General features: G+C 40.4%; 18 protein-coding genes. All 18 read left to right on the top strand.

Translation table 11 applies throughout. The annotated features are described in order from the left end of the window. Positions 1–249: 249 nt before the first annotated feature. The 18 genes from DLJ48_RS01125 to rpoB all read left to right on the top strand — a co-directional run bounded on the left by DLJ48_RS01125 (position 250) and on the right by rpoB (position 24,525). Entirely contained in the window at positions 250–2,958 is a 2,709-nt protein-coding gene (locus tag DLJ48_RS01125) for a valine--tRNA ligase (RefSeq protein ID WP_128685150.1), read from the top strand. After that, positions 2,951–4,165 (top strand): bifunctional folylpolyglutamate synthase/dihydrofolate synthase, encoded by a 1,215-nt coding sequence (locus DLJ48_RS01120; protein ID WP_128685148.1) that lies wholly within the window; start codon positions 2,951–2,953, stop codon positions 4,163–4,165. Before DLJ48_RS01125 ends, DLJ48_RS01120 begins: the two co-directional genes overlap by 8 nt. 45 nt (positions 4,166–4,210) lie before the next feature. Beyond that, entirely contained in the window at positions 4,211–5,215 is a 1,005-nt protein-coding gene (mreB, locus tag DLJ48_RS01115; RefSeq protein ID WP_128685146.1) for a rod shape-determining protein, read from the top strand. 13 nt (positions 5,216–5,228) lie between these two features. Further along, positions 5,229–6,083, top strand: coding sequence for a rod shape-determining protein MreC (gene mreC / locus DLJ48_RS01110; protein WP_128685144.1), 855 nt, complete (start codon positions 5,229–5,231; stop codon positions 6,081–6,083). Beyond that, on the top strand, positions 6,073–6,618 hold the full coding sequence (mreD, locus tag DLJ48_RS01105) for a rod shape-determining protein MreD (protein WP_128685142.1): 546 nt from the start codon (positions 6,073–6,075) through the stop codon (positions 6,616–6,618). Before mreC ends, mreD begins: the two co-directional genes overlap by 11 nt. Before the next feature lie 3 nt (positions 6,619–6,621). Continuing rightward, complete coding sequence (gene cls / locus DLJ48_RS01100; RefSeq protein WP_128685139.1) at positions 6,622–8,055, top strand: cardiolipin synthase; 1,434 nt, start codon at positions 6,622–6,624, stop codon at positions 8,053–8,055. Between the two features lie 9 nt (positions 8,056–8,064). Beyond that, positions 8,065–9,318 carry an EF-P 5-aminopentanol modification-associated protein YfmF gene (yfmF, locus tag DLJ48_RS01095; protein ID WP_128685137.1) on the top strand — a complete coding sequence of 418 codons (1,254 nt, stop codon included), beginning with the start codon at positions 8,065–8,067 and terminating at the stop codon, positions 9,316–9,318. Beyond that, positions 9,308–10,585 carry an EF-P 5-aminopentanol modification-associated protein YfmH gene (gene yfmH, locus DLJ48_RS01090; protein WP_128685135.1) on the top strand — a complete coding sequence of 426 codons (1,278 nt, stop codon included), beginning with the start codon at positions 9,308–9,310 and terminating at the stop codon, positions 10,583–10,585. The genes yfmF and yfmH overlap by 11 nt, the downstream gene beginning before the upstream one ends. 22 nt (positions 10,586–10,607) lie before the next feature. Beyond that, positions 10,608–11,597, top strand: coding sequence for a helix-turn-helix domain-containing protein (locus DLJ48_RS01085; protein ID WP_128685133.1), 990 nt, complete (start codon positions 10,608–10,610; stop codon positions 11,595–11,597). Further along, entirely contained in the window at positions 11,594–12,154 is a 561-nt protein-coding gene (gene pgsA, locus DLJ48_RS01080) for a CDP-diacylglycerol--glycerol-3-phosphate 3-phosphatidyltransferase (protein WP_128685131.1), read from the top strand. Before DLJ48_RS01085 ends, pgsA begins: the two co-directional genes overlap by 4 nt. A 117-nt stretch (positions 12,155–12,271) precedes the next feature. Beyond that, positions 12,272–13,408, top strand: a complete 1,137-nt coding sequence (gene recA, locus DLJ48_RS01075) for a recombinase RecA (RefSeq protein WP_128685129.1) — start codon at positions 12,272–12,274, stop codon at positions 13,406–13,408. Positions 13,409–13,457: 49 nt separating this feature from the next. Next, positions 13,458–14,111, top strand: a complete 654-nt coding sequence (gene trhA / locus DLJ48_RS01070; RefSeq protein WP_128685127.1) for a PAQR family membrane homeostasis protein TrhA — start codon at positions 13,458–13,460, stop codon at positions 14,109–14,111. A 45-nt stretch (positions 14,112–14,156) separates the two neighbouring features. Beyond that, entirely contained in the window at positions 14,157–15,908 is a 1,752-nt protein-coding gene (locus DLJ48_RS01065) for an ABC transporter ATP-binding protein (protein WP_128685125.1), read from the top strand. Further along, the gene (locus tag DLJ48_RS01060; protein WP_128685123.1) at positions 15,901–17,757 is read left to right on the top strand and encodes an ABC transporter ATP-binding protein; all 1,857 of its coding nucleotides are present in this window, start codon (positions 15,901–15,903) and stop codon (positions 17,755–17,757) included. Before DLJ48_RS01065 ends, DLJ48_RS01060 begins: the two co-directional genes overlap by 8 nt. Positions 17,758–17,847: 90 nt before the next feature. Continuing rightward, positions 17,848–19,380, top strand: a complete 1,533-nt coding sequence (locus DLJ48_RS01055; protein WP_128685121.1) for an MDR family MFS transporter — start codon at positions 17,848–17,850, stop codon at positions 19,378–19,380. Positions 19,381–19,382: 2 nt separating this feature from the next. Then, entirely contained in the window at positions 19,383–20,330 is a 948-nt protein-coding gene (locus DLJ48_RS01050; RefSeq protein WP_128685119.1) for a DUF4811 domain-containing protein, read from the top strand. A gap of 173 nt (positions 20,331–20,503) precedes the next feature. Then, a complete protein-coding gene (locus tag DLJ48_RS01045) occupies positions 20,504–20,707 on the top strand; it encodes a cold-shock protein (RefSeq protein WP_002816803.1) in 204 nt (67 codons plus the stop codon). Between the two features lie 224 nt (positions 20,708–20,931). Continuing rightward, complete coding sequence (gene rpoB, locus DLJ48_RS01040) at positions 20,932–24,525, top strand: DNA-directed RNA polymerase subunit beta (RefSeq protein WP_128685117.1); 3,594 nt, start codon at positions 20,932–20,934, stop codon at positions 24,523–24,525. The last annotated feature ends 2 nt before the right edge of the window (positions 24,526–24,527 follow it).

The raw sequence follows: 24,527 nt of genomic DNA, 5'->3' as shown, positions 1-24,527 counted from the left end.
TTGAAGGTTGCTAAGAGGAATTTACACGTAAATATTAAGTGGCTTGGCAACAAGCAACTTGGGTGGTACCACGCAAAAGCGTCCCGAGAGATTCTCAGGGCGTTTTTAATTTGATCATGAGAAAGAACTTATTCGTTATTAGAAGAATTTTAGAGCTGCTGCTCCACGGCGATTTGCGTCTTATAGCTATTATGCTGTTAGTGATTGCTTACTGATTTTTTACTTTTTCCATCGAAAGGATAACTAAAAATGCGCCAAATTAACATGTCAACTAAATATGATCCGACGGAGATTGAAAGAGGGATTTATGATCGCTGGCAAAAAGCTGAATTATTTAATCCAGATGTTGATAAAAAAATCAAACCGGCTAAGTATGCAGATGGTGATCCCGAGTCTTATGCCATCGTAATTCCACCGCCTAATGTGACTGGCAAGCTGCATCTTGGTCATGCTTGGGATACAACGCTTCAGGATATGCTGATTAGGCAAAAACGTATGCAGGGATATGACACTTTATGGTTGCCTGGTATGGATCACGCTGGTATTGCAACTCAAGCCAAAGTGGAAGCACGTTTACGAGAAGACGGCATTTCTCGTTACGATCTAGGCCGCGAAAAGTTCGTTGATAAAGTTTGGCAATGGAAGGATGAATATGCCGCCATTATCAAGACGCAATGGGCAAAACTTGGGTTATCGCTAGACTTTTCGCGTGAGCGTTTTACCTTGGATAAGGGTCTAAATGATGCCGTTAAAAAAGTTTTTGTTGACCTCTACAATAAAGGACTTATCTATCGAGGTGAATACATCATCAACTGGGATCCACAGGCCAAAACGGCTTTATCTGATATTGAAGTTATTCATGAAGATGATAAAGGCGCATTTTATCACGTCAAATATCCTTTTGTGGACCCGAATTTTACGTTTAATGGTCGGCACTATATTGAAATTGCTACGACTAGACCAGAGACGATGTTTGGTGATACGGCCGTTGCTGTTAATCCTTCTGATAAACGTTATCAGGAATTGGTTGGCCGTAAAATAATCGTGCCCTTGGTTGATCGACAAGTTGAGATAATTGCTGACCAATATGTTGATAAGGATTTTGGAACCGGCATGGTCAAGATCACACCAGCTCACGATCCCAATGACTTCCTTGTTGGCAATCGCCATAATCTACCACGGATCAATACGATGAATGCGGATGCCTCGATGAATGAGAATGCCGGCAAGTATGTCGGCTTGGACCGTTTTGCTGCTCGCAAAGCAATTGTCAAGGATTTGCAAGACCGCGATTTTATGTTGAATATTGAGCCGATTGTCCATTCAGTTGGACATTCTGAACGTACTGATGTTCAAGTTGAAGCGCGTTTGTCGACCCAGTGGTTTGTTAAAATGGCGCCATTGGCTAAACAAGCATTAGAAATGCAGCAAAATACCGATGAAAAAGTTGACTTCTGGCCATTGCGTTTTGAAGGCACTTATGAATCTTGGATGGAAAATGTTCATGATTGGGTTATTTCTCGGCAGTTATGGTGGGGTCATCAAATTCCAGCCTGGTATCGGACGAAAAGTGATGGCCAGCAAGAGACATATGTGGGCTTGACCGCACCGGCAGGGGATGGCTGGACTAGAGATCCTGATGTTTTGGATACTTGGTTTTCCAGCGCACTATGGCCTTTCTCAACGCTTGGCTGGCCGAATACTGAAGACCCAGACTTCAAACGCTTTTACCCCACTTCAACGATGGTCACGGGCTATGACATTATTTTCTTTTGGATCAGTCGTATGATTTTTCAAGCGAAAGAATTTACAGGCAGACGACCTTTTAAAAATGTCTTGATCCATGGTTTGATGCGAGATCAGCAAGGCCGCAAAATGTCCAAGTCCTTGGGTAATGGTATTGATCCGATGGATGTGATCGATAAATATGGTACCGATGCTTTGCGCTGGTTTTTGTCAACGGGCTCAACACCGGGTCAAGACCTTAATTTTTCCTATGACAAGATGGACTCAGCCTGGAATTTTGTGAATAAAATTTGGAATGTTTCCCGCTATGTTTTAATGAATCTAGAAACTGATACAAAAATTTCCTTGCCAGATAAAAAAGACTTGACACTCGCTGACAAGTGGATTTTATCTCGCCTAAATGCAACGGTTGATAAAGTTTCTAAAAATTTTGAAAAATTCGAATTCGGTGAAGTCGGCCGCCAGCTCTACAATTTTATATGGAATGATTTTGCTGATTGGTATATTGAAATGACCAAAGAGACATTGACAAGTGATGTAGCTGGCAATAAAATTGCTGTTCAACAAACTTTGGTTTATGTACTGGACCAAGTCTTGCGTTTGCTGCACCCGATCATGCCATTTGTGACTGAAGCCATTTTTCAGCAATTACCGGGTCACCAGCCGGCAGACAGTCTTGTCATTGCTGATTATCCGAAAGTCAAGCAGTCATTGAATGATCCTGAAGCTGAGCATGCTTTTTCAGCTTTGCAGGAATTGATCACAGCTATTAGAAACATTCGGACCGAGGTTAAGACGCCTCTTTCGGTTCCGGTCGATATTTTGATCAACATTGATGACCAGTCACTCATGCCCGTTTTCAAGGGTAACATCGACTATATCAATCGTTTTGGTCATCCGAAGCGATTAGAAATTGGTTCTCAAATTCAAGCTCCTGCTTTAGCGATGTCACGCGTGATCGCTGGCGCAACAGTATATATTCCTTTAGCTGAATTAATTGATCTGGATGCTGAAATCGATCGACTAAAAGGCGAACTTAATAAGTTTTCAGCCGAAGTGAAGCGTTCATCAAACAAACTAGCCAACGAAAAGTTTGTTAATAGCGCACCTGAAAAAGTTGTGTTAGCTGAGAAAGGCAAACTAAGCGATTGGCAGGCTAAATTCAATGCAACACAAGCACGAATTGATGAGTTGAAGCAGAATCATGATTAAAAATGAAACAGAAGCGATCAACTGGATTCATTCACTGACTAATACGGGTGAACGAATTAAGCATGATACCCAAGAACGTATGCTGACGCTATTAAATAAGTTAGGACACCCAGAAAAAAAGCTGCCGCCAATTATTCATGTCACGGGCACTAATGGCAAGGGTTCTGTCTCACGCTTTTCGCAGGCTATTTTAACGGCGTCCGGCTTTAAAACAGGTCTCTTTATTTCACCGTTTATTATCAAATTCAACGAACGAATTGAGATTGACGGCCACTATATTTCAGCTGAAGACCTGACATCCTATACGCAGCGAATTGCTGCAAAATATACAAACCAAACTGAGTTTGAAGTTATTACAGCGATCGCGATTCTTTATTTTTCCGAATCAGATCTGGATGCGCTTGTGCTTGAAGTCGGGATCGGCGGACTATGGGATTCGACGAATGTTATTGATGCGACGGTGGCTGTGATTACAAGCGTCGGTTTGGATCACATGGATATTCTCGGTGATACCCTGGCTAAAATTGCTTTTCAAAAAGTTGGTATTGTTAAGCCAACGACAAAAGCACTGCTTTATGGTCGTATCCCCAGTGAAGCCAAAAATGTGATCGAAGCTCGTGCCGTCGCATTAAAAGTGACTTTTGGCCAGATCGATGCTAAAATAAAAGTTTCCCGGGGCTATTATCAGCGCTACAACGCAGCATTAGCTTGGGCCGCAGTTAAAGTTTATTTACATGCTGTTTTGCCAAATGATGTTTTTTTGAAAATAATTGATCAATGGTCGACTGATAAATTAATCAAATTTTTAAACACTGTTAGTTGGCCGGCGCGAATGGAAAAAATTTCTGAGGATCCTTTGATCATCTTAGATGGTGCACACAATCCGCAAGGTGTAGCTGTATTGAACGACTCTTTACTGAGAGAATATGGCGACAAAGAACAATTGATCCTGTTTGGACATTTGGAAAAAAAGCAAATTTCGGCTGCGGATTTTCATAGTTTACCCTTAGCAACTGTTTTTCCTGTCAATTGGCAAGCATATAAACAAACGGCTCAATCAAATCAGTATGAGGAATGGCATGCTCAATTGGATGAATTGTTATCGAAAATCGACCGCAAAAAGCAAATGATCGTTGTGACCGGTTCGCTCTATTTTGTCAGCCAGGTCCGCACGTATTTAAATAAAAAATTGACTCAAATTGACTAAAAGAGCTGAAAAACAGCGTGTTATACTTATGAGGATAGGACACATATGGCAATAGGATTTGGACAAAAAAATGTCGGGATTGATCTCGGCACCAGCAATACTTTGGTCTATTTAGAAGGCTCAGGTATTATTATCAACGAACCGAGTTTCGTTGCGAAAGATACTGCGACCGGAGAACTGATGGCCGTTGGTTCAGCGGCTCATAAAATGTTTGAAAAGAATCCGCCCACTATTTCAGTTATTCGCCCTTTGCGTAAGGGTGTTATTTCTGATTTGAATGGTACTGTGGGACTGCTGAATTATTTTTTAAATGTTGCTTATAATAATCGTCTAGGAAAGCCTGTGGCAGTTATTGGCGTGCCAAGCGGCGTTACGGAAGTTGAACGCCGAGCGGTCAAAGATGCTGCTCAATCTGCAGGTGTCAAAGATGCCTATATTATTGACGAACCGATCGCAGCAGCAGTTGGTGCTGGATTACCAGTTTACGACGCTCCTGGTACTATGGTCGTCGATCTTGGCGGTGGTACGGTTGATATTGCTACGATCAGTCTTGGCAAAGCAAACGCTTCTCGTTCGACTGTTTTTGCCGGTGATGCCATGAATGAAGCTATTAAGGATATGGTTTTGCAGCGTTATAATTTCCGGATTTCTGAAGGTGATGCTGAAGTATTGAAACAAGAAATTGGTTCAGCGGATATTAAAGCCTCAAAACAATTAGGATCGGCAACAGTTAAGGGAATTGACTTAATTTCCGGGTTGCCGGCACAGCGGGATGTTACATCTGAAGATGTCGCATTAGCGATTGCGAGCCCTGTTAATCACATTTTGACAGAAATTCAAACAACTTTGGAGGAATCTCTGCCCGAGCTGGTTTCTGATATTATTGATCGCGGTATCACTTTGACGGGCGGTGGCGCTAATTTACGCTTTTTAGATCGTGTTATTGCAGATACAGTTCATGTACCAGTTTTTATTGCACCAAATCCACAGGAAGCAGTTGCTAATGGCTTGGGCGAAATGCTTCGCTCATCTCAGCTGCAATTTAAATAATTAGGTTCATTCATTGCGATTTAATGGTAAAAAAATTTTAATTTCGATCATTTCGGTGGTCGTGGCTGTGGCCTTGATTATAGGGTCGAGTTTTTTTTATGGCAGAGCGACAGGCATTCCGATCGTGCAGCGTTTTACATCGGATGTTGCTGCTTTTTTTGGTCGCGGTGTTTCAGCGCCGACGAATGTTTTAGGACAATCCACAAATTCCTTAACTCAGCTTTTTAAAACATATAAAGAAAATGGCCGTCTAGTTAAAAGAGTGGATCAGATCGCAGCGGATCAAGTGAAGATTCAAGCTCTTCAAAAAGAAAACAAGGAATTGAAAGCTAATCTCCAATTGAAAGACTCTTTGACTGACTACAAAACAGTCAGCGCTGTCGTGATCAGCCGCACGCCTAGTACTTGGGATTCTCAACTGATTATTAATCAAGGACTAAATGCAGGCGTCAAAAAAAATTCACCGATTTTGGATTCTAAGGGTTTGATTGGCAAAGTTAGTCAAGTATCCAACACTAGCAGCAAGGTCACTTTAATTTCGAATATGAATTCTGATTCGGATCGTTTCCCAGTACAGGTGACAGGAAATCAAGAAGTAGTTAATGGGATTATTTCTTCCTATGATTCAAATAAAAATCAATTGGTTTTAGATGAATTAACCTCAACTGTCAATGTAAAAAAAGGCAGCTTAGTTCAAACATCGGGGCTTGGAGGCATTTTACCGAAAGGCTTGTATGTCGGAAAGGTTGTTAGTGTTCGTGATGACACATACGGTGTTGCCAAAGAAATTTATATTCAGCCAGCTGCTGATTTAACTGATATTTCCAGCGTTTTGGCCGTGACCGAGGTTGGTGGCAATGCAAAATAAAAATAGATCGAATAACCGTTACTTACGTCCGGCTTTTTTTTATCCGATCATTTTGTTTTTTCTAGTTTTTTTCGATGGCAGTTTGATGTCCAGCTTTTCAAATCTTTTATCTTTTTCGGGCTGGTATATTTTGCCAAACTTAACTTTGATCGGTTTATTTTATACTGTTCATTTTCGTTCAGATCGTAAATTTGCTTTTTGGTGGTGGACTGCTGCAATTGGACTGATTTTCGATCTCTACTATACTCAGGCAATTGGTACATATTTGATCGCTTATTTAGTTAGTGCATATACAATGTTTTTTATTGATCAACGAATTCCTTATCGGATTTCAGCAACTTTATGGACACTGGCGAGTGGTTTTGTGATTTTTTATGTTTTGGTTTTTATCGCTGGTTCTTTGACTGGGCAAGTTGATATGCCATTTGCAAATTACATCATTTTTACTGTCTTGCCGACAATCGTCTTTAATAGCTTGATTGAGCTGCTTTTTTATCGCCCGGTAGAATCGCTGACCTATATAATAAATAATTGACCTATGAGTTTATTACTGATTATAATTTCATCCATCTTGGTTCTAAATGCTGCGTTGGCTTTTGTGACAGTTTTTTGGAGCAAGAGGGAAGTTAGCAGAATTTGGGCTTGGTTAGTTGTACTGGTATTTTTGCCCGTCTTTGGTTTTGTGATTTATTGGTTCGCTGGACGCCGCATTTCAGACAAAAAAATTTTTGATTTTACAAGTCAAGAAATTGTTGGTCGTGAGCAAATTAAAGATAACCAAAAATATTATAATCACCATTTGCAATTAAATAGCGCTTCTAAGATGTTGGCTCAGCTGTTTCAACATAATTCTGGCGCTATGCTAACTTATGGTAATGATCTGGAAACCTTTTTTAAAGGTCAAGATTTTTTCGATGATTTATTCGCTGAAATTGAAAAAGCGACTGATCATATTCATTTGGCTTATTTCGCGATCGCTAACGATGTTATTGGCAACAGATTAATTGATTTATTAGTTAAAAAGGCAAAGGAAGGCGTTGAGGTCAGGGTTATTTATGATGCTTATGGTTCTCATGGCGCACATATCTCTATGTATCGGCGATTGCTGCATGCCGGTGGCGTTGTTTATCCATTTTTAACAAGAAGATTCCAGATTCTAGCTTTGAGAATTAATTTTCGATTTCATCGTAAAATTGTTGTGATTGATGGGAAAGTTGGTTATATTGGCGGTTTTAATGTTGGTGATCAATATCTTTGGAAGTCAAAACGTTTTGGTGATTGGCGTGATTCTCAACTAAAAATTATTGGGGACGCGGTGCTGTCGCTGCAATCAAGATTTTTTATCGACTGGAATGCTACAGCTAATGCCAATGATAAATTAGCTTTTCTTGATCATTATTTTCCAGCGACTCAAGTAAATGGTGTTCATCCAATTCAAATTGTTTCTTCTGGACCTGATTCGTTGACAGCCCAGATAAAGCAGGGCTATTTAAAGATGATTACTTTAGCTACTAAATCTATTACGATCCAGACGCCATATTTGATTCCTGATCAGACGATCTATGAATCATTGATGATCGCACTAGCAGCGGGTGTCAAGGTCCGCATTTTCATTCCTGATCGACCTGACCATCCTTTTGTTTATCGGGCGACTCAGTATTATGCGCAAGAGTTTATCGATGCCGGAGCTGATGTTTATCGCTACGATGCCGGTTTTTTACACAGCAAACTTTTGGTGGTCGATGATCAGATCGTGAGTATTGGATCAGCTAATTTGGATATTCGTTCCTTCGAATTAAGCTTCGAGTCAAATGCATTTATTTATAGCTCTTATTTTGCCAAAAAAATAGAGAAACAGATTGCGATCGACATAACGAAATCGAAGTTATTAACCAAAGCGGATTTTGCAAAACAAGGATTTTTCATGACTGTTTTGCAGAAGTTTTCCCGTCTTTTGTCGCCAATCCTTTAAGGAAGAATTATGAAGAAATTAGTGAATGGTATTAATTTAGCTGTCATCGAAACGACACAGTTCCAATCGGTCAAAGTGGTAGTGGATTTTTATGCGCCGTTTAATAAAGAAACGGCAAGCCAAAGGTCTTTGCTGGCAGTCTTGATGGAAAACAGTTCGGCGGCATATCCTGATCGACAGGCAATGACGACGAAATTGAATGAGCTTTATGGCGCTCATTATTCAGTCTCGACGAGCCGTTTTGGTCGTCTTGCTAAAATTCATCTAAGCCTTAAATTTCCAAATGCAGCAATTTTTCATGATAGCCAATTGCTGGAAAAAGCATTTGCTTTTTTAGCTGAACAGATTTTTTCGCCTTTAATTATTCATGATCAATTTCCCGATAAAATGTTTGAGATCGAAAAAAAGAATTTTCTGACTGAATTTTTGTCCAACTTCGATAATAAAAGTTATAAATTACATGATCGCGTTTTGGCAAATTACTTTTCTGATGCAAATTTGCGTGTGCATGCCGATGGGGACCAAGCACTAATTAAACAAGTGACGAATGCCTCGGTTGTAGGCGCTTATCGGCAAATGCTTTCCAATGATGAGACAATTCTCACGGTGTCGGGCAATCTTTCTAGCCAAAAGATCGAGAACTTAGTTAATAAATGGCCGATCGTTAGTCACAATACGATCAACCATAAAAATATTGTTTATACGCAAGCGATCCACGAACTGAATAAAATCAGCACGCATGAATGTGGGGACCAGAGTTTGCTTGAAAATGCCTATAATTTTGTTGATTATAATCATTTGTCCGACCAGCGTTTCACGGCAATTTTATTTTCTCAACTGCTGGGGGGATCGAGTCAATCGTTATTATTTCTAAGTATTCGAGAGAAAAAACAATTAGTTTACTATACTAATTCACTTATTTTCGGGCAGGATGGTTGGATGCTTATTCAGGCTGGTCTAGATAAACAAAATATGACGGCAGTTGAAAATGAAATTAATAGACAAATTGATAAGATACGTCAACATGATTTTTCAGATCGTCTGTTTTCGTTGATCAAAAACGAATTAATAACTGCTATCATCTCCGGACAAGACTATCAGAATAATACGATTGATCGTGAAGTAGCTGGCTTTGTATCCGGCTATAAAAAAACAACTGCTCAAACAATTGATCTTATTAACTCGGTCACAGCTGATCAAGTTGTTGCATTTTCAAAAAAAGTAATTCAGCAGACTGAGGCGGTATTGATAAATGAAAATTGAAACATTCGATGATTACCAGCAGTCGGTATATACGCAGACTCTTGAAGATGGTTTAAAAATTACTCTGATTCCTAAAAAGGATTTTCATTCTGTTTTTGCGGCCCTTTTTGTTGATGCAGGTGCCGTTGATCAGCAGATCGTTGATGAGAAAGGCAAAAAAATTATTTTTCCATCTGGCACTGCACACTTCGCCGAACATAAAATGTTTGAAAAGGCCGAAGGGGATGTCAGCGAAATTTTTAGCAATTATGGTGCCTTTTCCAATGCCTATACGAGTCAAACACAAACAGTTTACTATTTTCAAGCTACTGAGCATATCAATGATTCGATCAGACTTTTGTTGAAGTTTGTGCAAAAACCTTATTATACACAGGCTTCCGTCGATAAAGAACAGGGCATTATTGGCCAAGAGCTAGCCATGTACCAAGACATGCCTGATTGGGCTTTGTCTCTTGGTTTGATGACAAATCTTTATCAAAATCAGCCTTTATCGCAAGATATTGGCGGCCAAATCAGTACAATTAACCAACTAAGCCCCGAACTTCTCTATTGCTTTCACCATTATTTTTATCAGCCGAATAAACTTCACTTAAAGATCACGGGCCCAATTGATCCAAAAAAAATGAGCAAACTGATCCAAGATACGCAGAAAGAATTAACGCGTCTTCCTGCTGATTTTTCACGTATTAATTTATTCGATGACCGAATTCCGGTGATTAAGCAAGCAGTCAAGATCATGCCTGTTTCAACGCCTCTACTGACTGCTGGTATCAAAGGCAGCAAAAGATTGGTTGACGTAACAGAAGCGGTTATTTTATCTTTTGCTAGCGATTTGCTTTTAGATCTTTATTTCTCAGATTCATCGAATTGGTACATGCGGAATTACAATCAAGGAATTTTGGATGAAGATTTTTTTGCTCAAGTTGAAATTAGTCGCTATTATCATTTTATTAATTTTACCGGACGTGGCAAAGATCAACAGCTGTTTGAGCAAATTCGACTTCAGTTAAGCAGGATCATGTTTGATCCAAAGCTGGAACAAGAATTCGAAGTTCAAAAACAAGCAACTTTGGGAGAACTTTCGATGTCTTTGGATCAGCTTGAAAATAATATTTTGACGACGATCGATAGTTTTGATATCAATGTGAATGTTTTTCGAATTATTGCTGACCTTAAGACTTTAACTTTCAAAAAAGCTGTTGATTTGTTCCATGATTACTACGATATTGAGTCATTTAGCGTTTTTTCCGTCAAACCTAGCGACTAAAAGATTGTTATAATTCTTATGAATGGATACTGATTATCAAGTAATTGGAAAACGTCTACAGGATGCACGAGAAAACCATGGCCTGACTCTCGAAGATATTTCTTCATCGACGAAGATTCAGGTTCGTTATCTGCAAGCGATAGAAACTGGCCAGATTGGAAAATTGCCCGGTCCTTTTTACGTTAAGGCTTTTATCAGACAGTATGCGAATACGGTTTCTCTAGATCCGAACACGATCCTGGATAATCCAGAAAACGCATCCAATGATTCATCTGCAGCCACTGATGAATATAGTCAGCGACAGCCTAGCGATCCGGATTCTCTTTTTTCTGGTGAAATGCATGCAAACTCCGATTGGCAGGATGACACGCAAAATAATGAATCCGAGAACAAAAAGTTGTCAAAGAATTCAGTTCGAGTCGGCGCTGATCGTATTCCTAGGGCTGGCATGAATTTAACGATGCCGATGTCGCGGCGTTTTTGGAATAAATTTCGTGTTTTTGCTTGGATCATTGGCTTGGTTGTACTGGCTTTTGGTTTATGGGTGATCATCGGCAAAGTTCATCCAAGCTCAGTATCGCAGTCACAGGTCAGTTCTAGTTCGACTAAAGTTGCAAAATCTAAGAAAAGCGCTGCTGAAAAAAAGTCCACTAGCAGTAGTTCGTCGTCTTCAAGTTCGGCCGATACTCAGTCTCTATCGAAACCACAATTCCAAAGCAATACATCAACAATGACTTTTTACGATACAACGGATCACACGATTCAAATTGAGGCCAGCAATGCATCATGGACAACGATTAACGTGGATGGCACATTGCAGTTTTCTAGCACGATTCCGGCTGGTGGCGAGCAGGATACGACTTTGACCAAAGACCAACAGCAAGTCACGATCCATATTGGTAATCCTTATAATACAAAGATTTTGTTTGACGGCAAGGATACTCAATTTATGTCTGGCTCATCTGTTCAAATTACGAATATAATTATCAAAAGAGAGAAAACGGCACAATGAATTTACCTAATAAATTAACAACTTTTAGAATTTTTTTGATTCCAGTTTTTATTCTGGTACTAGCTTTGCCCATCAACTGGAGTCGAACTTTTGGTCACCCGACTAGCTGGATCATTGCCGCTATCATTTTCGCAGTAGCTTCATTGACTGATCTGCTAGATGGCAAAATTGCCCGAGCACATCATTTGGTGACTAATTTTGGCAAATTTGCTGACCCTTTAGCTGACAAACTTTTAGTGATGACGGCCTTGATTTTTTTGACACAGTATCAAGTTGTGCCGGCTTGGATGACTGTTATCATTGTTATCAGAGAACTTGCAATTACAGGGCTTAGAACTCTGATCGTTGAAAATAATGGCACGGTTTTCGCCGCTCAGATGCCGGGCAAGATCAAAACGTTCACTCAAATGTTTGCAGTCATTTTTCTATATTGCAGTAATTTCGGCAGTTCTTGGCCGATTGGTCAGATTCTCATTTATCTGGCTGTCATTTTTACTTTGTATTCAGGAATTGATTATTTTGTTCAAAATCGTTCAGTTTTTTCCGATGGTATGTAGTTTTCCGAAAAGTCAATTAAAAATCGTATAAATATTTAGAAAGTTAAGTTAATTTAAAATACGAACAAGCGTTCGTATTAATTTGATTTTCGTAGCATAATAGATTGGTGAGGTTTTATGGCTAGTGGTAGAAAAGCTGCTCTTGATGCAGCACTTAAGAAAATTGAAAAGGATTTTGGCAAAGGGTCGATCATGCGTTTGGGTGAGAATGTTCACACAAATGTTGAAGTTATCTCAACTGGTTCTTTAAAACTTGATATTGCTCTTGGTGTCGGAGGCTATCCGAAGGGTCGAATCATTGAAGTTTTTGGCCCAGAATCCTCTGGTAAAACGACTGTGGCTTTGCATGCAGTTGCTGAAGTTCAAAAACAGGGTGGTACAGCTGCTTATATTGATGCTGAAAACTCTTTAGATGCTAAATATGCAGAAGCGCTTGGCGTTAACGTTGATGATTTATTGTTGAGCCAACCGGATACTGGTGAGCAAGGTTTGGAAATTGCTGATGATCTGGTAAATTCTGGTGCCATTGACATGCTGGTAATAGACTCAGTTGCCGCGTTGGTTCCTCGTGCTGAAATCGAAGGTGAAATGGGCGATACACATGTTGGTTTACAGGCACGCTTGATGAGCCAAGCGCTTCGTAAATTAGCAGGTACCTTGAATCGAACAGGCACCATTGCGATTTTCATTAATCAAATTCGTGAAAAGATTGGTGTGATGTTTGGCAATCCGGAGACAACTCCTGGTGGTCGTGCATTAAAATTTTATTCAACGGTTCGTCTGGAGGTTCGCCGCTCTACACAAATTAAAGATGGCACGGTGATCGTTGGTAATAATACAAAAATCAAAGTGGTTAAAAACAAGGTTGCACCGCCGTTTAGGGTCGCTGAAGTAGATATTATGTATGGTAAAGGTATCAGTCAAACTGGTGAATTAATTGATTTAGCTGTTGATAAAGACATCGTCGACAAGTCTGGTGCTTGGTATGCTTACAAGGGTGAGAAAATTGGACAGGGACGTGTTAATGCAGTCACTTGGTTAGAAGACCCTGCTCATAAAAAAGAACACGACGTCATTTTCAAAGCTGTTCGTGATGCTTATGGTATTGGAGAGAAAGCGGATCCTGCTGCTGATACTGACCCAGGGAAAGCTGTTCCGATCGATGATTCAGCTAGCGATCCTTTTTCGGATCCGAACTATAATCCTAAGTCTAGTGGATCTGACGATGCACTTTCTGATGATGATATTTATTAATTTCGTAAATCCGATTCAGTCGGATTTTTTTATAGGTTAGACTGTACTAATGGATATGAAAAAGCATCAGGTAAAAACTTTTGGTCTCGTTGAAGAGATCTTCAATTCGATTACTCATGGCGTTGGTTTTGTTGCAGCGATTGTCGGCATTGTTTTTCTTTTTATTCGGGCCGTCAATACGGGCTACACGTCAGCAATTGATTTGACCGCACTGATTATTTATTCAGTTTGTTTGATTATTTTTCTTTTAAATTCAACTCTTTTTCATGCTTTTATCTTTACTAGAGCAGCTTGGGTTTTCCAGCATTTTGATCATATTGGTATTTTCTTGATAATTTTGGCCACCTATACCCCGTTTTGCTGGGTTTTTATTAAAAATCCAATCGCGATATGGCTATGGGTCATTAATTTGCTTTTGGCTATTTGCGGCATCGTGTATGATTTTATTTTCATCGGTAGGCATCGCTGGATTTCTGTTCTCATTTATCTTGCTATGGGATGGTTGATCGTTCTGCTATTTCCAATTATTCGAAATAGTGTCCCTAGCATTGCTTTATGGTTATTATTTTGGGGCGGCATCGCTTATTCGGCTGGTACTTTTTTTTATATGAATATGAAAATTTGGTGGAATCACGTTTGGTGGCATTTGTTTGTCTTACTTGGAACTGCCCTGATGTATTTTTCAATTTACCTGACAATGTGATTTGAATTTTATTTTTGAACAGGCGTAAGATAGCATTTATAGTCTATGTTCAAATTAGCGTATCGAAATCTAAATAAATTGGTCGTTGGTTTAGCTTTTTTTTGCCTGTTTTTTCAAGTGGCTGCTGATTTGCTTTTACCGACAATCACGGCTGATATTGTTAATATCGGAATTGTTAAACATGATATTCCCTATATTTGGCATACCGGCTTTGCTATGCTGGTTATTAGCTTGCTAGGTATTGTCGGCGCTGTTTGCAATCAATTACTGGCAGCGACTTCTTCTCAAAAACTAGGAGTTAAACTGCGTAGCTTTATGTTTCGTAAGATCACGAGAATGGCGAATGGTGATTTTGAAAAGCTGGGGCAGGCATCTTTAATTACGAGAACGACTAATGATGTTGTGCAAATGCAAAATGCCACTTATTCTATGCTTCGCATGATGGTCAGGTCACCAATGATGCTGTTCGGTGCGAGTATCATGGCTTATTTTAAAAGCCCGCGTCTGACATTGGTTTTCTTAGCGACTATGCCAGTATTGGCTCTGCTGGTAGTTTTGATTATGAAAAAATCAGTACCACTATTCCGCAAGATACAAGCGCTCACCGACCAGATCAATTTAGTCTTTCGCGAAGGATTAACGGGTGTTCGTGTTATTCGCGCCTTTAATCAAGATGATTTTGAGCAGAAACGTTTCAAGACTGCTAATTCAAACTTAACAGGTAATGCGATCAGTGCATATGTCACCACAAGTTTGATGAGTCCTGCTATGACGCTCATTATCAGTGCTTCAAATATTGCAATTGTTTGGTTTGGTGCTCATTTAATTGCTGGTAATATGATGCCGGTTGGCAATTTGCTATCTTTTATTACATATGCGACCCAGATGCTGTTTGCCTTCATGCAATTGTCCATGATTTTTGTCGTTGTGCCGCGTGCCCAAGCCTCAGCTCAACGGATCCAAGAAGTTTTGGACGTCAAAGATACGATCAATGATCCAAAAAATCCTCGGGTCTTACAAAAAATTATCGATTTAAGTTTTGCTCATGTTGATTTTTCATACTCTGATTCCAGCAAAAAAGTATTAGAAGATATTAGTTTTCAAATTCATGCTGGACAAACGTTGGCTATCATCGGTGGTACAGGCTCTGGTAAAACAAGCCTAATCAACTTCATTCCACGCCTATTCGATACTAGCGCTGGACAGGTTTTGCTGAATGGTATTGATATTCGCGATTTTCTGCAGAGCGATTTACATCGCCGGATATCATTTACAAGCCAGCAATCTTTTCTTTTTCAAGGAACCGTTAGGAGCAATTTAAAATATGGCGATCCCAATGCCAGCGACCAGCAGATGATGAAGGCTTTAGATATTGCTCAAGCTAGTCATTTTGTGGAAGAACAGGGCGGTCTAGATGCACCAGTGGAGCAAGGAGGCCATAACTTTTCTGGCGGCCAGATCCAGCGTCTATCGATTGCACGAGCCGTTGTTAAGCAGGCTGATATATACATTTTTGACGATACTTTTTCAGCTCTGGATTTCAAAACTGATGCGAATCTGCGTAAAGCTTTGGCTAAGGACAAACAAATTCAAAAAGCAATCAAAATCATTGTGGCACAGCGTGTCTCGACCGTTGCTGATGCTGATCAGATCCTCGTACTGGAATCTGGCCGAATTTCCGCTATTGGTAAGCATGCCGAACTTATGCAGCGCAGCGCAGTTTACAAGGAAATAGTGAACTCTCAGTTGCACAAAAAGGATTCGTTAACACAGATCAAAGGGCAAGCCTATGCGTAATCCAGCTTCCAGAATGACTGGTTCGGGTAATGGACCAAGACCAATGGCACGGCAGGTTGAACATGCTCATAATTTTTGGGGAACGACAATTAGACTGTTCAAATATCTCGGTCGGAATCAACTAGGCGTTATTTTTTCGCTTCTATTGGCGGCAGGCTCTGTGATTTTGTCTGTTGCAGCACCAAAAATTTTAGGTAATGCCACGACAATTATTTTCAAAGGAGTACTCGCTGGACTGAAGTCTGGTCAATATCAAATTAATTATCACGCGATTGTCAACATCCTGCTGCTAGTTTCTGTTATTTATGTTGTTTCTGCTTTTATGAGTTTTTGTCAACAGATTATCATGACGAAAATTTCTCAGAAAACTGTTTTCCGCCTACGCTCAGAATTCAAGGCTAAAATGCAGCACTTGCCAATCAAATATTATGATCAGCATCAAAACGGCGATATTATGAGCCGAGTCGTCAATGATATGGACAATATTTCCGGGACATTGCAGCAGGCTCTGATTCAGATTGTCACTTCAGCTCTGACTTTTGTTGGTGTTATTTTCTTTATGTTAACGATTAGTTGGCAGTTATCGCTTTTGGCTTTTATTACGGTGCCGATCAGCATTTTGGTTGTTCGTTTTATTGCGCCGCACGCGCAAAGATTATTTGCCAAACAGCAGGCGGTCTTGGGGACTATGAATAGCCAAGTTGAAGAAACATTTGCTGGTCACGAGATCATCAAGATTTTTGATCATGAAGATACGGTTATCGACCAGTTTGAAGATCAGAGTCGAAATTATTACGGATCTGCTTGGAAAGCACAATTTATCTCTGTTTTGATTTTTCCAGCCATGCAATTTTTGAATAACTTAGATTATCTATTAATTGCTGTTTTTGGAGGTATCCAAGTCGCAAATGGTCAACTATCATTAGGTGATATTCAAGCTTTTTTGCAATACACAAATCAGTTTGCACAGCCGATCACGCAAATTGCGAATTTGAGTAATACGATTCAGTCCACTATTGCAAGTGCTGAAAGAATTTTCGAAGTGCTGGATGAAAAAGAGATGACGGATGATTTTCCAAATTTGCCGAAACGAGTCCAAGATAGTAAAGTGCTTCTAAGTCTTGATCATGTTCGCTTCGGGTATGATGATGATTTGCTGATCAAGGATTATTCATTAAAGGTCAGCCGCGGTCAAACAGTCGCGATCGTTGGGCCAACTGGCGCAGGTAAGACGACGATCATTAATCTGCTAGAACGTTTTTATGATATAGATGGCGGCTCAATCAAATACAAGGGAATTGATACGCGAACGGTCAAACGCGAAAAGATCCGATCGCATTTTGCCATGGTTTTACAGGAAACATGGCTTTTTACAGGCACAATTTTTGAGAATATCAAATATGGTAACGAATTTGCTAGTGATGATCAAGTTGTCGCTGCAGCCAAAGAAGCTTATGCTGATGGCTTTATTCGTCAATTATCGGCCGGTTATGAAACTATTCTAAACGAATCAGCTTCAAACATTTCTCAAGGACAACGGCAATTATTAACGATTGCGCGTGCATTTTTAGCTGATCCGGAAATATTGATTCTGGATGAAGCGACTAGTTCGGTTGATACGCGCACAGAAACTTTGATCCAAAATGCAATGGAAAATCTGCAGCGTTCAAGAACTAGTTTTGTTGTTGCGCATAGGCTTTCGACGATTCAAAATGCGGATAATATCGTTGTGATGAATCATGGCGCCATTGTTGAAACTGGTACACATGAGCAATTGCTTCAAGCCAAAGGCTTTTATGCTGACTTATATAATTCTCAGTTTTCAACCGGTGTTTTTCAAAGTTCTTAGCTAGTTGCTGCTGATATGATTAATTTGGTTTAAGACAAATAATCATCTATAATTGCTTTTTAGTTCATGTTTTATTTTTCTGGGGGATAAATGGCGTTAAGAGCAGTTGATATACATGGAAAAAAATATAATCGTTCGTTATTTGTCTGCGTCATTTTGATTGCAACCTTTGCTGGCATGCTGATGGGTACATCTTTGGGTACAGCACTGCCGACGTTAATGACTGATTTTCATATTGATTTAGCCACAGCACAAGAAGCCACGACTTGGTTTTTGATGGCAAACGGCATCATGATTCCGGTTTCGGCTTATCTTTCAACTAAATTTCCAACGAAATGGTTGTACATTGCCGCGTTTGCCTTGCTTTTGATTGGTCAGTATATTTCTTATAGCGCACCGACCACAAATTGGCATTTATTTTTGATCGGTCGAGTGATTCAAGCGATTGCTGTGGGCATTACGATGCCTTTGATGCAGGTTGTGATCGTTTATATTTTTCCAGCTGAGAAACGTGGCGCAGCAATGGGTCTTGGCGGTTTGGTTATTGGTATGGCACCGGCGATCGGGCCAACCTTATCTGGCTGGATTTTGAATTCAGATCATAGCTTTTTTGGTTTTACGTTAACGAATTCCTGGCGTTCAATTTTCTTATTGCCTATGTTTGTGATCGGAATTGATTTTATTCTTAGTTTTTTTATTTTGCATGATGTTATTCCTAATGAAAATATCAAGCTGGATTGGCGTTCGCTGGTTCAGTCAACATTGGGTTTTGGTCTATTTTTGTTGGGCCTGACTAATGTTGCAAATTCGCATTACGACGGCTGGTTTGATCTACCGCACGTTGTTTTGCCCGGTGTGGTAGGAATCTTTTTTATCATCACTTTTATATGGCACCAATTGGAAATGAACAAGCCCTTTTTGGATGTTCGTGTCTTTAAAATTAAACAGTTCTCGATTACGACCTTATTAACTTCGTTATCCATGATGGTTTTAATGGGCATTGAGATGATGATTCCGACTTATCTGCAAGAGGTTCGCGGTCTGTCGCCCTTATCTTCGGGTTTGACACTTTTGCCGGGTGCTTTGATCATGGGGCTGATGTCACCGATTTCTGGTGCTATCTATGATCGTGCTGGTGCAAAGCGTTTAGCCAGAGTCGGTTTTATGATTTTGACCATGGCGACGCTGCCGTTTTTATTTATTGGTCTAACAACACCTACGGACTTTATCACGGTCTTTTACAGCCTGAGAATGTTTGGTATTGCAATGGTCATGATGCCCTTAACTGCTTCGGCTATGTCTGCCTTGCCTCAAGATAAGGCAGCTGATGGCACCGCAGCCAATAATACTTCGCGTCAGATCGCTTCTGCGATTATTGTTTCACTGCTTTCTTCTGTGACACAGAATATTGCCAACACACAAGGACCGGCAGCTTCTTTGAAAACAGCAAATATTTTTGAATATAGCAGAAAAACATTAGATGCAATGCTGAGTGGTTTTCACGTATCTTTTGCAATTACGCTGCTGCTTGCTTTGCTTGGCTTGATCGTAGCTAGTTTCCTGCACGCTGGTAAAGTCATTAATCAAAGTGATGATCTACTTGAAAACAAGGAAGGCATCTGATCATGATTATTGTTTTGGTAGCCTTATTAGCGATTTTAGCCTTTGTTAGCTGGATGCTGATCAAGAATCGTTTATTGCGATGGTTTTTTGGTCTTTTATTCAGCTTAGGGTTATTTGCCAGCTTGTTTTTAATGACGCTAAATATGAATCAGCATTTTGGTATGCAAAGAAAAATCACTATCAGAAAAACCCAAATCTACTCTGTTGCAGACAATAAATTGGCGACTGGCATTTTAACAACGGCAACGAGTAAGAAGCTGGGCAATGATTTGGTTATTTATGTTTACAAATCCAAGCCTGCCGCTGCTAAAACGACATCTGCCGTACCATCAATGGCCACGGATCTGTCGATGACTCAAATTTCTGGCAATAAAGCTTACAAATTGGTGAGAACTGTCAGCTGGCAGTATACAAATCACTTATCTAAACTATTTTTTGCTGTTGGAAAATTAGATAAAAAAATCACTAGTAAACACATTAGTTTTCAAATTCCCAATGATCAGTGGTTGCAGTTGACAAGCCAGCAGTTAGTAAAGCTGCAACAAATTATTGCTCATCCTGAAAATATTAAAAATAAAGGGGCCTTAAGGCTGCTGGCAGCTGCACAAACAGCGGAGAAGTCAGGTCAAAAGGAACAGGCCGCAAAGATTCAGTCCGCTGCCATCCGAATTCTTTTATCGATCACGGCGACACCAAATGATAAGAAGATTAATGACAAAATAACTGCATCGTCCAAAGCTGCTTCAATAGCTGCTGCCAAATCTCAGGCAGCAGCCGCTAGTTCAGCTGCATCAACTGCTCAGGCAGCAGCTGATTCTGAGTCCGCAGCCGCTGTACAGACTGCTAACGAGGCAGCCGCTCAATCTGCAGCTGCCTCTAGTTCAGCTGCCACTGTTAGCAGCGCTACTGATAGTTCTGCTTCGTTGAGCCAAAGCACAAAAAATCCTTAAAATTTAATGCATAAAAGAAAAAAAGGAATTATTTTATGCGGTTTTTGCCTGGTGATTCTGTTATACTTGAATAGTATTAATCGGTAAGGTTCCAAGAATCAAATTTTTCAAAGCTCTGCGCCAATTATTTACAAAATAGGATACGACGCACTTAGTGCAGAAAGAATTTTTTCATGGAAACAGGTACAGTTAAATGGTTTAATGCCGATAAAGGCTATGGTTTTATCACTCGCGATAACGGTGGAGATGTTTTCGTACATTTCTCAGCTATCCAGACTGATGGCTTCAAGTCTCTTGATGAAGGCCAAAAGGTTACTTTTGAAGTAGAAGACGGTCAACGTGGACCACAAGCGGTTAACGTTAACAAAGCTAACTAATTTAGTTGATTTTAATTGACCTCCTGTGTATAATATTTACACAGTGAGGTCTTTTTTAAAATGTGATTGCGGAAATATTGTCCTGTAGTCACTTCAAAAACGCGGATCCGAAAGGTTTCAGCGTTTTTTTATGTTCATATAATCACAATAATGTTGAATTGAAACTCGCATTGTTTGAAACGAACAGGAATTGACTGACCAAACGAAAAATTGGAGGAATTACATTGGTTGCACATAACGTGAAGATAAATAAGCATGTTACTCGGCGCAGTTACTCTTCTGCTAAAGAAGTGCTTGACATCCCACCATTGACCGAAGTTCAGACTGCTTCATATAAGTGGTTCATGGATAAAGGCATCAAAGAAATGTTCAATGACATTATGCCGATCGAAGACTTTGCCGGCAAACTGTCTTTGGAATATGTTGATTACTCTTTGGGAGAACCGAAATATTCATTGAAAGAATCTCGTGAGCAAGGTGTCAATTATGCAGCCCCGTTGCATGTGACACTTCGACTGACTAATAAAGAGACCGGTGAGATCAAATCGCAGGATGTCTATTTTGGTGAATTTCCATTAATGACGGAATACGGATCATTTGTGATCAACGGTGCTGAACGTGTCGTTGTTTCACAGCTAGTTCGCTCACCAGGTATTTATTACAATGATGACACCGATAAGAGCGGCAAAACTGTTTTCGGTACGACTGTGATTCCAAATCGCGGCGCTTGGCTAGAATTGGATACTGACGCTAAAGGTGTTGCGAATATCCGTATTGATCGTACTCGTAAACTACCAATTACTGAATTGATCCGTTCTTTTGGTTTTGGCTCTGATTCAGAGATCCAAGACATTTTTGGCGATGATGTTGATTCGTTGAATTTGTCAATTGAAAAAGATGTTCATAAAGATCCTTCGATGTCACGTGTTGGCGAGGCGTTGGAAGATATTTACGAGCGTTTGCGTCCTGGCGAACCAAAGACGATCGATTCATCTCGTTCGTTACTGGCAGCTCGTTTCTTTGATCCAAAGCGTTATGATCTTGGCAATGTTGGCCGCTATAAAGTGAATAAAAAATTGACTTTGAACTCACGCTTGTTTGGTGAGACGCTGGCTGAAGATATTTTGAACGCTGACGGCGAAATCGTTGTCGCTAAAAATACAAAAATCGACAAAAAAGTCATGAAAATCCTTTCACCGTTATTGGAACGAGATGATTTTCATATTGTTAATCTTCAGCCCGATGAAGAAGGTGTTTTGCCTGATTCGATCAAGATTCAAGTTATTAAAATTTATAGTCAAGTTGACCCAACCAAAGTTATCAAACTGATTGGCAACGGTCATATTGATGAGTCGATTCATTATATTCTGCCTGCTGATATTTTAGCTGGCATGAATTATTTCTTTAACTTGCAAGAAGGTGTTGGCGCAACGGACGACATCGATCATTTAGGCAATCGTCGCATTCGTTCAGTGGGTGAATTATTAGAAAACCAGTTCCGTATTGGTTTAACGAGAATGGAACGTGTTGTTCGTGAAAGAATGTCTATTCAAGATTCAGACACGGTTACACCTCAACAATTGATTAATATTCGTCCAGTTGTTGCAGCTGTCAAGGAATTCTTTGGTTCCTCGCAACTTTCACAATTCATGGACCAGACGAATCCGCTTGGTGAATTGAACCATAAGCGTCGTTTGTCAGCCTTGGGACCTGGTGGATTAACTCGTGACCGTGCTGGATATGAAGTTCGTGATGTCCACTACTCTCACTATGGTCGTATCGACCCAATCGAGACTCCTGAAGGCCCAAACATTGGTTTGATTACTTCTTTAGCTGTATATGGCCGTATCAATGAATATGGTTTTATTGAAACACCATACCGTCGTGTTGATTGGGATACACATAAAGTCACAGATAAAATTGATTATCTGACGGCTGATGTTGAGGATAATTACACGATCGCGCAGGCAAACTCGCCACTAGCTGATGATGGTTCCTTCGTTAACGCAACTGTTACTGCTCGTCACGGCGACAATAACATTGAAACACCAATTGAAGATGTTGATTATATGGACGTTTCTCCTAAACAGGTTGTGGCCGTTTCGACAGCTGCGATCCCATTTCTTGAAAACGATGATTCTAACCGTGCACTAATGGGTGCTAACATGCAGCGTCAAGCCGTACCTTTGGTAGCACCGCATTCTCCGATTGTCGGCACAGGTATCGAATATCGTGCTGCTGTTGACTCTGGTTTAGCCCAGGTTGCTGAAGACAAAGGGACGATTGAGTACGTTGATGGTCGAACAATTAAAGTGCGCGAAGAAGATGGCACTTTACATGAATATCCTTTGATGAAATTCCAGCGTTCCAATGGCGGCAAAAATTATAACCAGACGCCAATTGTTAAAGTTGGCGAAAAAATTGATAAGGGTGAAGTGCTCGCTGATGGTCCTGCTATGGAAAACGGCGAACTTGCTTTGGGCCAAAACCCGATCGTAGCCTTTATGACTTGGCATGGCTATAACTTTGAAGATGCGATTATCTTAAATGAACGTCTCGTCCGTGATGATGTTTATACTTCTATTCATATTGAAGAACATGAATCAGAAGCGCGCGATACAAAGCTCGGACCCGAAGAGATCACTCGTGAAATTCCAAACGTTGGTGAGGATCAATTAAAGGATCTTGATGATTCTGGCATTATCCGAATTGGTGCCGAGGTTGAAGACGGCGACATTCTGGTTGGCAAAATCACACCCAAAGGTGTGACTGAATTATCAGCCGAAGAACGTTTGCTGCATGCTATTTTCGGTGAAAAAGCACGTGAAGTTCGTGATACTTCTTTGCGTGTTCCCCATGGCGGTGGTGGAATTGTCCAAGATGTTGAAATATTCACACGTGAAAACGGCGATGAATTAGCACCAGGCGTCAACATGATGGTTCGTGTCTTTATTGCCCAAAAACGTAAGATTCAAGTGGGTGATAAAATGGCCGGCCGTCATGGAAATAAGGGAACTGTTTCAATTACCGTTCCCGAAGAAGACATGCCATTTATGCCAGACGGTACACCAATTGATATTTTGCTTTCACCAATGGGCGTGCCATCTCGTATGAATATCGGACAAATTTTGGAACTCCACTTAGGCATGGCTGCTAAAAAGCTTGGTATTAAAGTGATGACACCTGTTTTCGATGGTGCCTCTGATGATGAAATTACCGATGCATTGAAAGAAGCCGGCTTAAATGAAGATGGCAAGACTGTTTTGTATGATGGCCAAACTGGTGAGGCTTTTGACAATCGGATTTCTGTCGGTGTCATGCATTATATGAAACTGGCCCACATGGTCGATGACAAGATTCATGCTCGTTCCATCGGACCTTACTCGCTCGTTACGCAACAGCCTTTAGGCGGTAAAGCTCAGTTTGGTGGTCAACGTTTTGGTGAAATGGAGGTCTGGGCACTTGAAGCCTATGGTGCCGCCTACACTTTGCAGGAAATTTTGACCTATAAGTCTGATGATGTTCGTGGCCGCAATAAAGTCTTTGAGTCAATCGTCAAAGGACAAGCAATTCCAAAACCAGGTGTTCCTGAATCTTTCCGTGTTCTTGTGAAGGAGTTGCAGGCTCTTGGTTTGGACATGAAAGTTCTCGATGGTAAAGGTCAAGAAGTCAAAATGGCTCAAATGGATGAGGATGATAATGTCGCAACGGTTGATGCCTTAGAACAAATCGCGAAAGAAAAACCTGATTTGTTTAAAGGGGATGATGACGACACACCTCGCATTCCAGCAGCGAATCTTGATGAAGAAAATGTATAAAG

It is taken from the genome of Oenococcus sicerae, from assembly GCF_004102045.2.
GTDB lineage: Bacteria > Bacillota > Bacilli > Lactobacillales > Lactobacillaceae > Oenococcus > Oenococcus sicerae.
Note: the sequence above shows the minus strand (reverse complement) of the source record. Positions and strands in the feature narration are given on the sequence as shown.